8 protein-coding genes and 1 pseudogene are annotated in these 14,847 nt (G+C 61.3%); 7 read left to right on the top strand and 2 right to left on the bottom strand.

Features of this window, described 5'->3' with window-relative positions:
- Positions 1-3 precede the first annotated feature (3 nt).
- From HB778_RS41520 to HB778_RS19960, 7 genes and pseudogenes are all read left to right on the top strand, one after another.
- A pseudogene (locus tag HB778_RS41520) lies at positions 4-2,874 on the top strand (beta strand repeat-containing protein); the annotation flags it as partial.
- Positions 2,875-2,966: 92 nt separating this feature from the next.
- Positions 2,967-6,422 carry a beta strand repeat-containing protein gene (locus HB778_RS19985; protein WP_183456298.1) on the top strand — a complete coding sequence of 1,152 codons (3,456 nt, stop codon included), beginning with the start codon at positions 2,967-2,969 and terminating at the stop codon, positions 6,420-6,422.
- A gap of 26 nt (positions 6,423-6,448) precedes the next feature.
- Positions 6,449-6,817, top strand: a complete 369-nt coding sequence (locus tag HB778_RS19980; protein ID WP_095198248.1) for a hypothetical protein — start codon at positions 6,449-6,451, stop codon at positions 6,815-6,817.
- 18 nt (positions 6,818-6,835) lie between these two features.
- Complete coding sequence (locus HB778_RS19975; protein WP_183456296.1) at positions 6,836-7,009, top strand: hypothetical protein; 174 nt, start codon at positions 6,836-6,838, stop codon at positions 7,007-7,009.
- Positions 7,010-7,058: 49 nt separating this feature from the next.
- Positions 7,059-8,252: an ABC transporter substrate-binding protein gene (locus HB778_RS19970; RefSeq protein ID WP_183456294.1), complete on the top strand. Its 1,194-nt coding sequence runs from the start codon at positions 7,059-7,061 to the stop codon at positions 8,250-8,252.
- Between the two features lie 42 nt (positions 8,253-8,294).
- Positions 8,295-8,993: a thermonuclease family protein gene (locus tag HB778_RS19965; protein WP_183456292.1), complete on the top strand. Its 699-nt coding sequence runs from the start codon at positions 8,295-8,297 to the stop codon at positions 8,991-8,993.
- Between the two features lie 138 nt (positions 8,994-9,131).
- A complete protein-coding gene (locus tag HB778_RS19960; RefSeq protein ID WP_244661523.1) occupies positions 9,132-9,884 on the top strand; it encodes a GGDEF domain-containing protein in 753 nt (250 codons plus the stop codon).
- Positions 9,885-11,383: 1,499 nt separating this feature from the next.
- Here the strand turns inward: HB778_RS19960 and HB778_RS19955 are convergent.
- Together HB778_RS19955 and HB778_RS19950 are read right to left on the bottom strand one after the other, a co-directional pair.
- Positions 11,384-12,730, bottom strand: coding sequence for an HlyD family type I secretion periplasmic adaptor subunit (locus HB778_RS19955; RefSeq protein WP_244661522.1), 1,347 nt, complete (start codon positions 12,728-12,730; stop codon positions 11,384-11,386).
- Positions 12,727-14,472, bottom strand: coding sequence for a type I secretion system permease/ATPase (locus HB778_RS19950; protein ID WP_183456290.1), 1,746 nt, complete (start codon positions 14,470-14,472; stop codon positions 12,727-12,729). Before HB778_RS19950 ends, HB778_RS19955 begins: the two co-directional genes overlap by 4 nt.
- Between the last annotated feature and the right edge of the window lie 375 nt (positions 14,473-14,847).

Raw genomic sequence — 14,847 nt, 5'->3', positions numbered from 1 at the left:
GGCGTGCTGGTCAATGACGTGGCCGGCGCCGACGGCGCCACCATCGACGGCGTGCGCGCCGCCGGCGGCAACACCACGACGCCCGTATCGGGCGGTGTCGGCACCGACATTGCCGGCCTGCACGGCACACTGCATCTCAACGCCGACGGCTCCTACACCTACCAGTCGACGGCCAACAACATCGCCGCCAACACCACCGACGTGTTCGTCTACACGCTCAAGGACGGTGACGGCGATCTGTCGACGACGACGCTGACCATCAACCTCACCGATGCCGGCCTCGTTGCTCCCGCCGACAATGACGTCACCGTCAACGAAGCCGCACTCGACACCACCACCAGCGGCGCCGACCTTGCGCACGGCACGGTGATCGGCTCGCTGCCAGGATCGACGGCCGAGACCGATGCCTCAAACCAGCTCAATGCGACCGGCAACTTCACACCGCTGACCTATCAGCTGGTCTCCGGCGGCAATGCCGCGACCGCCGGCACCTACGGCACCATCCAGGTTCACACCGACGGCAGCTATGTCTACACGCTGACCTCACCGGTGCATGGACCGGCAACCGCCGGAACCGACACCGTCAATGCGGCCGAGAGCTTCACCTATCAAGTCACCGACGCCAACGGCAACACCACCACCGGCACCATCAACATCGCCGTCATCGACGATGTGCCGACGGCCACCGCCGACATCGGCAACGTCAATGAAGGCGCCCTGCTGACCGTGACGGCCGCGGCCGGCGTGCTGGTCAATGACGTTGCCGGCGCCGACGGCGCCACCATCGACGGCGTGCGCGCCGCCGGCGGCAACACCACGACGCCGGTATCGGGCGGTGTCGGCACCGACATTGCCGGCCTGCACGGCACACTGCATCTCAACGCCGACGGCTCCTACACCTACCAGTCGACGGCCAACAACATCGCCGCCAACACCACCGACGTGTTCGTCTACACGCTCAAGGATGGCGACGGCGACCTGTCGACGACGACGCTGACCATCAATCTGACCGATGCCGGCCTCGTCGCACCCGCCGACAATGACGTCACCGTCAACGAAGCCGCACTCGACACCACGACATCAGGCGCCGACCTCGCGCACGGCACGGTGATCGGCTCGCTGCCAGGATCGACGGCCGAGACCGATGCCACAAACCAGCTCAATGCGACCGGCAACTTCACACCGCTGACCTATCAGCTGGTCTCCGGCGGCAATGCCGCGACAGCCGGCATCTACGGCACCATCCAGGTCCACACCGACGGCAGCTATGTCTACACGCTGACCTCACCGGTGCATGGCCCGGCAACCGCCGGAACCGACACCGTCAATGCGGCCGAGAGCTTCACCTATCAAGTCACCGACGCCAACGGCAACTCCACCACCGGCACCATCAACATCGCCGTCATCGACGATGTGCCGACAGCAACCGCCGACATCGGCAACGTCAATGAAGGCGCCCTGCTGACCGTGACGGCCGCGGCCGGCGTGCTGGTCAATGACGTTGCCGGCGCCGACGGCGCCACCATCGACGGCGTGCGCGCCGCCGGCGGCAACACCACGACGCCCGTATCGGGCGGTGTCGGCACCGACATTGCCGGCCTGCACGGCACACTGCATCTCAACGCCGACGGCTCCTACACCTACCAGTCGACGGCCAACAACATCGCCGCCAACACCACCGACGTGTTCGTCTACACGCTCAAGGATGGCGACGGCGATCTGTCGACGACGACGCTGACCATCAATCTGACCGATGCCGGCCTCGTCGCACCCGCCGACAATGACGTCACCGTCAACGAAGCCGCACTCGACACCACGACATCAGGCGCCGACCTCGCGCACGGCACGGTGATCGGCTCGCTGCCAGGATCGACGGCCGAGACCGATGCCACAAACCAGCTCAATGCGACCGGCAACTTCACACCGCTGACCTATCAGCTGGTCTCCGGCGGCAATGCCGCGACAGCCGGCATCTACGGCACCATCCAGGTCCACACCGACGGCAGCTATGTCTACACGCTGACCTCACCGGTGCATGGACCGGCAACCGCCGGAACCGACACCGTCAATGCGGCCGAGAGCTTCACCTATCAAGTCACCGACGCCAACGGCAACTCCACCACCGGCACCATCAACATCGCCGTCATCGACGATGTGCCGACGGCCACCGCCGACATCGGCAACGTCAATGAAGGCGCCCTGCTGACCGTGACGGCCGCGGCCGGCGTGCTGGTCAATGACGTTGCCGGCGCCGACGGCGCCACCATCGACGGCGTGCGCGCCGCCGGCGGCAACACCACGACGCCGGTATCGGGCGGTGTCGGCACCGACATTGCCGGCCTGCACGGCACACTGCATCTCAACGCCGACGGCTCCTACACCTACCAGTCGACGGCCAACAACATCGCCGCCAACACCACCGACGTGTTCGTCTACACGCTCAAGGATGGCGACGGCGACCTGTCGACGACGACGCTGACCATCAATCTGACCGATGCCGGCCTCGTCGCACCCGCCGACAATGACGTCACCGTCAACGAAGCCGCACTCGACACCACGACATCAGGCGCCGACCTCGCGCACGGCACGGTGATCGGCTCGCTGCCAGGATCGACGGCCGAGACCGATGCCACAAACCAGCTCAATGCGACCGGCAACTTCACACCGCTGACCTATCAGCTGGTCTCCGGCGGCAATGCCGCGACAGCCGGCATCTACGGCACCATCCAGGTCCACACCGACGGCAGCTATGTCTACACGCTGACCTCACCGGTGCATGGCCCGGCAACCGCCGGAACCGACACCGTCAATGCGGCCGAGAGCTTCACCTATCAAGTCACCGACGCCAACGGCAACTCCACCACCGGCACCATCAACATCGCCGTCATCGACGATGTGCCGACAGCAACCGCCGACATCGGCAACGTCAATGAAGGCGCCCTGCTGACCGTGACGGCGCGGCCGGCGTGCTGGTCAATGACGTGGCCGGCGCCGACGGCGCCACCATCGACGGCGTGCGCGCCGCCGGCGGCAACACCACGACGCCCGTATCGGGCGGTGTCGGCACCGACATTGCCGGCCTGCACGGCACACTGCATCTCAACGCCGACGGCTCCTACACCTACCAGTCGACGGCCAACAACATCGCCGCCAACACCACCGACGTGTTCGTCTACACGCTCAAGGACGGTGACGGCGATCTGTCGACGACGACGCTGACCATCAACCTGACCGATGTAACCATCACAGCACCGGCCGACAGCGACGTGACGGTCAATGAAGCCGCACTGGACCTGGTGAAGGCCGGTGCCGATCTGGCGGCCGGTACCGTAACCGGCTCGCTGCCGGCCCTGACGACCGAGACCGACGCGACCAACCAACTCAATGCGACAGGCGGCGTCGGCACGCTTCACTACCAGTTGGTCAGCGGCGGCAACGCCGCAACCGCTGGCACCTACGGCACCATACAGGTCAATGACGACGGCACTTATGTCTATACGCTGACCAAGCCGTTCGACACCTCGCCGGACGCCAACAATGGCACCAACATCGAGAGTGCAGAGAACTTTACCTATAAGGTCACCGACGCCAACGGCAACACCAGCACCGGAACCATCACCGTCAACATCGTCGACGATGTGCCCACGGCAAACGCCAACTCGGGCAACGTCAACGAAGGTGCCCTGCTGACCGTGACGGCCGCGCCGGCGTGCTGGCCAATGACGTTGCCGGCGCCGACGGCTTTGCTGCCGGCGGCGGGGTTGTGGGTGCCCGCGCCGCGTGGTGGCGACACCACGACGGCGGTGACTACGGGAGCGGGCAGCGACATCGCCGGTCTACACGGCACACTGCATCTCAACGCCGACGGCTCCTACACCTACCAGTCTACGGCCCACGGCATCAACTCCAACACCACGGACGTGTTCGTCTACACCATCAAGGACGGCGACGGCGACCTGTCGACGACAACCCTCACCATCAACCTGACCGACATCAACGATGCACCAGTTGTCGCCAACACCCAGAACTGGATGTCGAGCGACCCAGGGCAGCAAGCATTGGGCACGCCAACCTACCCCAATGGATATCCCCTTCTGGTCACAATCCCCACGGATGCGGATGGCGACAATCTCATTGTCACCGCGACGGGAACGATCCCCACCGGCACGTTCTATTTCAACGGCGTGAGCTATGTCGCCCTGACCACTGGCACCGTGCTCTACAATCCGTCCGCCAGCATCAACCTGCTGGATGACCTGGTGTACAGACCGACCACGACGGTAACCGATACGGTCAACAACAACCTGTCGCTGGACGTCTATGACGGCACTGCCCACGTCACGCAGACGGTTGGCATTCATGAAGTGCCGCCGACCAGTCTGCCCAGCGACACATCACAGATCGGCACTGGCAAGAGCCCGCTTACGTCGGGAAATGACCAGGTCACGACGCTGACCCTTTCTGCAGCCACGGTAAACGCCATAACGGCTGATCCTCACGGCGCGACGGTAGTGGTCTATACCGACTTCCAAGAGAGCCCTTTCGACACGCCTATCCCTGTATCGGAGCAGAATCCCGGCGTGTTCGGAGACAGCAGTGCAGGATCGCATCGCGAGCAAGAGGTCCAGGTCGAGATCATCATAGGCACCAACCATTTCGCGGTTGTCGAAGACGACCTGACTGCCGGAACATTCGAGCAGAGCTGGTTCTTTGATGCCGCTACCGGCCTGATGAAGGCGACGGTCAACTATGACCATGTTTTCTTGCTCGATGCCGGCGGCAACGCCACGACCACAACGCTTGCCAGCTATCTGATCGACCACCCACCGACAGCCGGCGACTCATGGACGCTGTCTTACTTCGACAACAATGGCGGTAATTACCAGGCACGCCAAGTCAGCTTCTCATTCTTCTCGCATGACCCGGGCGATCCCGGCATCACGGTGAATGGCGACGCCACATTGGCCGACCAGATCTATGGAACGTCGGGTGTCGATCATCTGTCCGGTGGAGGTGGAAACGATGTCATTGTTGGGCGAGGCGGTAATGATTTTCTCACAGGTGGAGCTGGCGCTGACACCTTCGTAATCGGTACAGGAGATTCCATCCCCGTCATAGGCGGATCCGGCAATGCCGGGACGATCTCCGGCTATGACGTCATCACCGACTTCGTCGCCGGGACCGACAAATTGACCCTGCCCGGGACGCTGGTGGCTGCGACTGCCGGCCTCGTCGACGGAGCAGGAGATTCCGTCCTGACGATCGGCGGAGACACGGTTGAGTCCCATTCGGTCACGAACGGCATCGCCAGTTTCTTCGGGACCGATGCCGGCACCTCGCCCCTGGCGATCACCACAACGTCAGGCGTGGCCGCAGCGGTCCAGTATCTTATGGGCACGGACATCGGCAATGCCGGGGCGACGCTCGCATTCACGGCAACGATCTCCGGGGTGAATCACACCTACGTCTATACCCAGACAACCGCCAGCGCCGGCGTTGGAGCGCTGGTCGATCTGCAGGGCGTCACCGTGGCGAATCTGAACACGTTGATCGGGGGATCGGTCGATCCCGTTATCCTCGACCTGAACCACAATGGCTTTACATTCTCCGACGTCAGCCACGGTGCTCAGTTCGACATGAACGGCGACGGCACCAAGGAGCAACTGGCCTGGAACACCTCGAACGACGGCATGCTGGCGGTCGACCTCAACCATGACGGCAAGATCGATGACGGCACCGAGCTGTTCACGCCGAACTTCGATGGTGGCCATTTCGCCAGCGGCGCGGCCGCACTGGCATCGCTCGACAGCAACCATGACGGCGTCATCGATCACAACGACGCGGCGTTCAGCAGCCTGCTGATCTGGAAGGACGCCAATGCTAATGGCACCAGCGACGCCGGGGAACTGTCGAGCCTCGCCGACAACGGTGTTGCCTCCATCAACACGGCAGCGCACCCCGCTGTCGGCGAAATCGACGGGCAGACCGTGACCGGCAACGGCACGTTCCAGATGGCCGACGGCACGAGCGGCAACTACATCGAGGTGGAACTCGACACATCGCTGGTTGCCCCGGCGCAGCCGTCTGTCGCCTCCGATGGTACCAGGACATTCGCCATCGGCTCGCTGGAAGTCGCCGATCTGATCGCCGACTTCCACGATGGCGCCAACGGCGACAAGATCGATCTCTCCGCGCTGCTGAAAGGTCTGGCCGGCGTAACCGATCTCGAAGCCGGCGGCTTTGTGGAGATCTCGCAGTCCTTGGCCAATGCGGCGAATGCCGAAGTCAAGGTCGACACGAATGGCGGTGGCGACAACTACCATACGGTCGCCGTGCTGGAGAACTATACGTTCCACAGCGCTGCCGAAGCGGTGAAAATACTTTACGATGACAGCCACGGCACCAAGACGGACGTGGCCTAAGGGGCGAAAGGGACGAGGTGACGAGCATGAACAGAATTTTGCGTGTGGCTTTCGGGGCCGGGCTGCTGTCGATTGTTGCGACGGGGCTGGAAGCCGCCGACATCATCGAAGGTCCGACGGGCGACTATTGCCGCGTCGTGGGGACGTCCAACCTGGTGTTGAACGACAACATCGTCGATCTCAAGGAGCAGGTGGTGAAGCTGATGGATGAATCGGTTGCCGTCGCCAACAGCCCCGAATGGATCAACTCATCCCGGCCTGCCTTCGTCTGGGCATCGGAGGCCAAGGTCGCCTGCGGCATGGCCTATGGCTATCTGAAGACGAACTACAAGGACGAAGACACGCTCAACAAATGCGAGTGTTTCCACGACCGCATGGTCGAGTACATGCACTGACCGCATGGGCCACGCCTGTTGGCCATCATGACATCAGACGGATCAATTTTATGGGCGATCGCCGCAACGATCGCCTGGCTCAGCCTTGGTCTGTTTGCCACGCTGGCCGGCGCCAACCGGCTGGGCCTTTGCCGATTGCGTGCGCCGCATGAAAGAACAGCAAGACGGCACCGCAAGTCCGCCGTAACATGAATTGAGGACCAGACCGGGAAATATCCGGCGGCAGACGGGGTGGAGCATCATGGAAGCTGTCCGGCAGGGCCGCAGTCCGCAGATTTGGGCACTCGCCCTGGCGCTCGCCATGCCCTTGTCGGGCTGCCAGTCGAAAGGCGGCGTTTCCGAAGTGCTCGATCCGGCGGCGGTCGCCGCGCCTGCGGGACAGAATGCCGGCGCCGGTTCGGCCCAGGCGAGCCAGTCGCTCGGCACCGGTTCCGCCAAAGTCACGATGCTGCTGCCCTTGTCCGCTCCCGGAACGTCAGGGGAGACCGGCCGGAAGATGCTCGACGGCGCCAAGCTGGCGATGACGGATATCGGCAATGGATTGCTGACGCTGACGATAGAGGACACGAAAGGCGACAGTGCCCAGGCCAGCAAATTGGCGGTGCAAGCCATCACGACGGGATCCAAGGTCGTCATCGGCCCGACCGAACTGCCATCGGCCCGGCATATTGCCACGCTGTCGGGATCGAAGCGGCCACCGGTTCTGGCGCTTGCCGACAATTTCGCGGGCGGCGCCGGGGTTTATGCCGTGCGCCTCAGCGAAGCCGACAGCGCCGCGGCGGGCGCCGCGGGGCTCGCTGCGAAAGGCGGCAAGAAGTTCGTATTGCTTGTCGCGGAAGGCTCGAACGCCAGTGCTGTGGAGAAGCGGGTGGCGAACGGCCTTAGCATCTATGGCGCGACGCTCGCGGTCACCGTGCCCTATTCGGCCGGCGACGGTGGCGCGAAGGCGGTCGACCAGATGGGCTCACTCGTGGACGCTCCCGACGCGGTCATCATTGCCAGCGGCGATGGCAGCCCCGCGCCGGTGCTTGCCGCCCTTAGATCAAAGGGCATTCCGGGAAAAGCAATCTCGGTCGTCGGAACGGACCGTTGGCTGGAACACCCCATGGATCCGCTGTTCGAGGGGGCATACATCGCCACGCTCGATCCAGGCGAAACCGGACCGATCGCCGACCGCTTCCGGACGACATACAACTACCCTGCCGACGTCAATGTGGCCTATGCCTATGATATGGTTGCCCTGACGGCAGGGATTGCCAGCGCGGTCGGACCCGACGGCTTCAGCAAACAGACCCTCGAAAACCCGAACGGGTTTCGCGGATCGACGGGTTTGTTCCGTTTTCGCGCTGACGGATCGAGCCAAAGGTCGATGCCATTCTACCGGATAGAAAAGGGTGCGCTCAAACTGGTTGCCAAATCGACGTCGGGTTTCTGACCGGCCGCCGGCCCGACCTTGCGCGAACGCTGCGGTGGCCTGATGAGCTGGCATGCCCGCATGGTGATCGCGATCGGGGGCCTCGAGCTCGTGCTCGGAATCGCCCTGATCATGCGGGCCGGAACCTTGCTTTCTCTCGACCGGTCGGTCCCTGCGCCATCCCTGCAAATTGCCGGCAAGCAAGCAAATCAGGCGGCCGCGGCCAATCCCGACGGACAATCGCGGGGACCCGCACGACGGATCGCCGAGAGCCTTATCGCTCCGCCGCCGGTTGACGCATCGGAAACCGAGCGGGTCGGGGCCCGGCCGCCGCTTGGAGAACTCGGCCTCGCCGTCCGCCCCAAAACACCCATGCCGCAGGACTGGCGCGAAACCCTGCTCTACCATCCGATTGCAACGTCGTCGGCGACGTTCGAAGCGATGGGGTGGAAAGTGGTCATCAGCGGGGCCCAGCATATCGGCGTCGACCAGACCTGTTCGTTTCGCGACGAGGCCTGGCCCTGCGGCCAGCGGGCGCGCGCGGCCTTCAATGCCTGGCTGCGGGGGCGCGCGCTGAATTGTTTCCTGCCGCCGGAACCCGAGCGTTTTGCCATCGCCGCACCGTGCCGGCTCGGCAAGCAGGATGTCGGAGCCTGGCTCGTCGCCAATGGCTGGGCGATGGCGCGGCCGGGCGGCATTTATGGCAAGGCGGAAGCAATTGCCCGGAATGCAGAGATGGGTGTCTTCGGGCCGCCGCGATAGGCTGGAGCCGGCAAACCGGCTTTGCTCTGGGCATGGCGAAGACGCCATTCGGCCTTTTTCCGTCAAATTGTACGATTCGGCGAAACCGAAATTACGGCAGACAGGCCTTATACCAGCCTACCGACAGGAGATTGGCCAATGACCAGATCAATGGCGACCACCACTGCCCAGCCCTGGAAGCACGTTGCATGGCTGGCATTCCTGGGAACCGCCGGGAGCCTCGGCCTTTCCCTTGGCCTCAACTACCTGCTGCTGTTCAGCGACGCGCTGACGCCATTCGCCCGCAGCATGATCACCGCGGGACTGCTGCCGGTGATCATCGGTCTGCCGCTTTTCGCGCTGATCGGCTGGAATCGGATCGAAATCCGCCGCTACCGGCAGGAACTCAACAGGTCCGGAACGTATGACAGTTTGACGGGCTGCCTGAACGGGCCGGTCTTCACGTCGATGGTTGAACGACGCGCAGCCAGGCGATCAGGGCCAGGACCACGCTCGGGCGCCTTCCTGATCATTCATCCCGAACACCTTCGCTCCATCAACATGCGCTTTGGCCTTGAATGGGGCGACGAGGCCTTGCGGCTCATCGTCTCGACCATCCAGTCGTCGGTGCGCGAGGAGGATCTGATCGGACGCATCGGCGCCTCGATGTTCGGGGTTTTCCTCTCTGGCGCGACCGAAGCGGAGGCCAAGGAGATCGGCGAGCGTATCCGCACGCGTGTCGCGCAAGTCTATTTCGCGCCAAAAGGCACCGAGGATGTCCTCGCCATCAAGGTCGGCGGCGTGATGCTGGAAAACGAGATGGAGTTCTCGGACATGTTCCGGTCCGCCGAACAGCACCTGTCCGACGCGCAGGATGAAGCCGGGTTCGAACTGACGCATCTCCACAGCTGACAACCCGCTGGGGCGCTTTGGGGGCGGCTGCTCGATTTCATGATCCCGCCCATCCACGCCCTGCTGGCGTCGGCGGCCATCCCGCTGTGGATCGGCACTACGGGGTGCTGAGTTTGATCCTCCACGGGCAGCCTTGAGGCGATATTTCTTCGTGGCACCAAGTAAGCGCTCTCGCTGCCACACAGCGCGGTGAACTCGTCCGTCGCCTGAGGCCATCCCCTAATAAAGTGGTATTGTGAGCGGGCGGACATCGAGCCCCCCGCCGCATGAGCCCTCTCTCTGCGTTCAACAATTATAACACCATGAAACAATACTGGCGCTACCGCCATTCAGGGGTATAATCAGCCGTTGTTTAGCTCAGGCTCGGCAACAGGTAGGAGGAGTAGGCCTACCGCCCCCCAGTGCAGGCCTATCCGTCGCCTCCCCCTCCGCGACGCTCCTCCTACTGGCCCTCCGAGCCGGGCCTTGAGGACAGGGGGCCGTCCTCAACCAAGGTTGCGGAGGACCTGGGCGATGTCCGTTACCGACCAAGCACTAAAATACGGCATCCTAAGTGCCAAGGAGTTGGCTCTATTGAGTCGTGCGTTCGACACGGCATGTCGTCAACGCCTGGTAGACGACCATTCGTTGGAGGCGGAAATCATAGCGGAGGAAATCGTTGCCGCATACCGACATGGGGTGAGGAGCGAGGACGAATTGATCAAGGCCGCTGGAACCTCATCACACATCGGATAGATCACGCCGCGGTGAGGAGTTTGAAGGTCAGCCGCGCTCGCGCGGAAAAGACTGGTGCTGCGAGAGAGGATTGAACTCTAGATATCTTTAATAATTTCAATGACTTACATAGCTGTTTGTAACATTGTGACGGACGTCAAAATGGACCATAACCTATTGCGTGCGTTGAACTACACCACACCGGATTGGACTACACCCCGGAGCCCTATCAGGCCATAGTCTTGGCGAAAATCCGGCCGGCCGGTATGCAAGGGCGAATTGCCGATCGCCGCCCGATATTCAGTTTTGGTGGAGATCCGGCCTTATGTGCTCGCGCACAGCGCAGCCAATGATGCCGAGTAGTCTGGCGATCTCCTGGTCCAACTTGCCATCCGAAATAGCAATCTGGAGTTTGCGCTGCCTCTCGGCCGGCGAACCCGGTAGGCCGGCGGAACTCGCCGAGGTTGCAAGTCCTAGAACCTCTTCGCTGACATCCAGCGGCTGGTCGTGGAACTACGGCCGCCGCCAGTCACGTCAACGGTGTGAAGCGGTCGGGGTCACGCGTTCGTCAAAACCCACACGAGAAGTGCGCCTTGGTCGAGGGAACTCGGCCTTTCGACGTTCGACGCGGATTAAGCGGGGCGCGACGCAGTCCGCCGCCGAGCCGGTGGCGGTTAGACGGACGGTCATCTAGCAGCACAATCACAAGCCCCAGCCCCTCGCATGGAAGGCCCATGCAGGCGACATCATCGCCGCCGCTAGACGCATGGAATCAATGCAATCGTCTACCGCTCCCGGAAAGCGCGCTGGAACGAGTCCATCAGCGGCTTGGTCAAATAAGCCAAGAACGTTCGTTCCCCGGTTGATATGAAAGTCTCCACCGGCATACCCGGATAGATCTGGTCGCGTTTGATTTGCGGTGGCAGTGGGTCGGCCATACGCAGACGCACAGTGTAGTAAGATTGTCCGGTGCTGGGCATTACCAGCCGGTCTGCAGACACGTAGAATACCTTTCCTGGGACCTTCGGGGTCGTCCTCGCATTCATTGCCGTGAACATCATGTTCGCATCTTGTCCTACCCGGACAGCGTCGATGTCTTCGGGCTTTATTTTGGCCTCGACGATCAATTCGTTCGTGGTCGGCAGAAGCTCCATCACCGCCTCACCAGCTCGGATGACACTGCCTTCTGAATTGTAGAGCGACCTAACAATGATCCCATCGGCCGGGGCCCGAATGGTCGTGCGATCAAGCACCGAACGAGCGGCTTTGATCTGCTCCTCGACATCTGCAACTTCGGCGCGGACCTTATTAAGCTCCGAGTCTGCGTCTTCAACTCGACTGGTCGTAAGCCGCTCGATTTGCTCTTTAGCCTCTACGATCTGGGTTGCCGAACTGGCGATTTGCGCCTCCAGCGATCCCGCCTGGCCAACCAATTCAGCGCTGCTGCGAAGAAGATCTGTATATTCGGAACGGTTTGTAAGCCCTTTCTCCAACAGGTTCTTCTTCCGCTCCGTCTCCTCGTTGACGACCGTAAGTTGATTTTCCATTCCCTTTTTTTGAGCCCTTAGCCCAACAACAGCCTCCTGAAGGGCCGTCACCCGTTGCTTGAGAATCTCACCTTCGGCGGTGTAACGAGCCAGCCGAGCCCGAAATTCCTTGGCTTGTTCCCGGAAGACATCACCGAACTCGGAACCATTGGAATAGTCGGCCAGGTCGCCGGAAAATGCGATATCGTTCAGTCCATCGCGCTCCGCCTCAAGGCGGGCGATCTCAGCCTTCTGAGCAACCCATTGTTTCAGCACTCGGTTCAGTTGCGCTTCGGCCAGTGTCGGATCGAGCACGAGAAGGGCTTGACCCCGTGAGACCCTGTCTCCCTCCCGGACCCTGATGCTGCGGACTACGCCTCCTTCGAGATGCTGGATCAGAACGTTCTGTCCGGCAGCCACTATCAGGCCCGGGGCAATCATTGCTCCCGCGATAGGCGCAGTGCCGGCCCACAATCCGAATCCTAGCAAAAACACAGCCATGACCCCGTATGCCACCAACGCAATCCGGTCTGTGCGCGTGTTGACATGGTCCTGCCAGCGATATGTTCGCGGCATTATCTGCATGCCTTGGCTAGGACCCGTCATTGGCGCCTATCCTCATCAACGTGAAGAGGGCGAGGCGGAAGGGTTTGCGACGCTTCCGGCGGCTGCACTGGGCTCTGCCGTTGGGCAAGTTCGTCGAGCACTTCCTTGCTGAATCCGAAAATCTCTACTTGGCCATTGCGCAGCATGAGTATGCGATCGCATTTCCCAGCGAGAGACGGCCGGTGGGTTATGACAAGCACTGTTCTCTTCTGCGATCGAGCTTGCATGATCGCACGCTCAAGTGCGGCCTCGCCGAGGGCGTCAAGATTTGCATTTGGCTCGTCAAGAACCAGGACCTTGGGATCGCCGTAGAAGGCGCGCGCGAGCCCAATGCGTTGACGCTCGCCACCAGAGAGGCGAACGCCAGTGGGGCCGATCACAGTCGAGTATCCGTGTCTTTGACCGAGGATGAGATCATGCACCTGCGCTCGCTGTGCCGCCTCAACGATGCTTTCATTCGAGGCAACCGGGTCGAAACGGGCAATGTTCTGGCCGATTGTGCCTGGGAACAGTTCCACGTCTTGCGGAAGATAGCCGATGTGCCGACCAAGTTCCTCTGGATCCCAGTTTCGAACTTCGCCACCGTCGATCCGGATCGAACCCGAGCGAGGCTCAATGGCACCGACTATGAGGCGTGCCAGCGTCGATTTTCCAGCTTGGGAAGGCCCGACAATAGCAATTGCTTCACCGGCTGCGGCCTCAAAGCTCACCCGCTTTATTAGGGGTAACGAGCCGTCGACCGAGCCGGGAACCTGATACACAACCTGGTCAACGGTCAACGTCCCTTTAGCGGGCGGGAGTGCCACTTGATCCCGATTGGGGGCATTGCTAGCCGCGATCGAAAGTCTCTTCCATGCCAGATTTGCTTCGACAATTTGCCGCCAGCTTCCAATTATCTGGTCAAGAGGCTGCAACGCACGGGCTGCAACCATCGAGGACGCAAATATCATACCCGCTGTAATTTCGTTGTGCAGAACCAAATAGGCGCCGACACCCAATATAGCGATTTGCAGGCCCGTTCGCGTCGCTCTGGAGATACCGCTATACAACGCATTGATACGAGCAACCCGATCCGAGGCGTGCAGGAAACCGGAGAAACCGGTTCCCCAGAATTCGATTGCATTAGACACCATGCCAAGCGCGCGGATTGTCTCGAAGTTTCGTGAAAAGGCCTGAGCCGAATTCATTGCGGCGGCAAGGTTCTCTGCCGCCCCTCTACTCGGATTTGAACTCGCGGCTTGGTTGAGCACCGCGATGGCAACCATAAGAATCGCTCCGGCTGCGGTCACCAGGAACAGCAAAGGATGAATGAAGTAGAGTAGCCCCACGAAGATTAGCCCAAACGGTAAGTCAAAGAGGAAAAAGATGGTCCGCGAGGCGATTATACCTCGCACGGTGGCCAGGTCGCGCAAAGATTGGACATCGCCAAGCCCCGCCCGCGGTCCATTCATCGCTGCGAGAAAGGATGTCGAGCCCAACCTCACATCGAGCCTCGCAGCGAGTCGGCTCGCATACATACCCCGCAGGACCTCAAGAACTGCAAACAATAGAATGGACGACACCGCAATTATACTTAGATATATTAACGTATTTATATTAGCCGCAGGTAGAACCCTGTCATAGATTTGAACCATGTATAACGGGATAACTAGGAGTAACGCGTTGATGACTGCCGAGAACAGGCCCATCTCAATCACGCTCTTGGACATCACGTTTGTATTTTTATTGCGTGGCTTATCCAAATTTGCTTCCCCCTAAAGCTGCCTCGAAGGTCACTATGTCGCCGGAAGCTTTTGCTCCATCGACTTGACTCCGTAGAAAGCGATGGAAGCCGCCTGTCTCCCCTAGAGCCTGACGCTCACGACTGGAGCTTCGTCATCGTTTGCTTAGCACAGCTCATGGAGTCGCTCGGCATGTCCAAGGCAGCCAGTGCGGCCGTTCCTATGACTCGCACGTTCGCAGCTGTGGGCGACTCTCGAGTCCAGTGTTCGAGAAAATGGCGCAAGCTCGTGTTCTCCTCTCGACTCTTCGCAATATTAGTGCTTTCTTAATTAACTCCGATGGGACATACATTGCAATGCGCTCGATATGCAACGATTTGCGTATTCTGCTCGAGG

The sequence above is a fragment of the Mesorhizobium huakuii genome, from assembly GCF_014189455.1.
GTDB classification, from domain to species: domain Bacteria; phylum Pseudomonadota; class Alphaproteobacteria; order Rhizobiales; family Rhizobiaceae; genus Mesorhizobium; species Mesorhizobium huakuii_A.
This window is presented reverse-complemented; position numbering and strand designations above follow the sequence as displayed.

What these genes read in the sequence shown, in the direction of transcription:
- HB778_RS19980 (WP_095198248.1), top strand. Translation starts at nt 6,449, where the DNA reads ATGAACAGAATTTTGCGTGTGGCTTTCGGGGCCGGGCTGCTGTCGATT.
- HB778_RS19970 (WP_183456294.1), top strand. Translation starts at nt 7,059, where the DNA reads ATGGAAGCTGTCCGGCAGGGCCGCAGTCCGCAGATTTGGGCACTCGCC.
- HB778_RS19965 (WP_183456292.1), top strand. Translation starts at nt 8,295, where the DNA reads ATGAGCTGGCATGCCCGCATGGTGATCGCGATCGGGGGCCTCGAGCTC.
- HB778_RS19960 (WP_244661523.1), top strand. Translation starts at nt 9,132, where the DNA reads ATGACCAGATCAATGGCGACCACCACTGCCCAGCCCTGGAAGCACGTT.
- HB778_RS19955 (WP_244661522.1), bottom strand. Translation starts at nt 12,730, where the DNA reads ATGACGGGTCCTAGCCAAGGCATGCAGATAATGCCGCGAACATATCGC.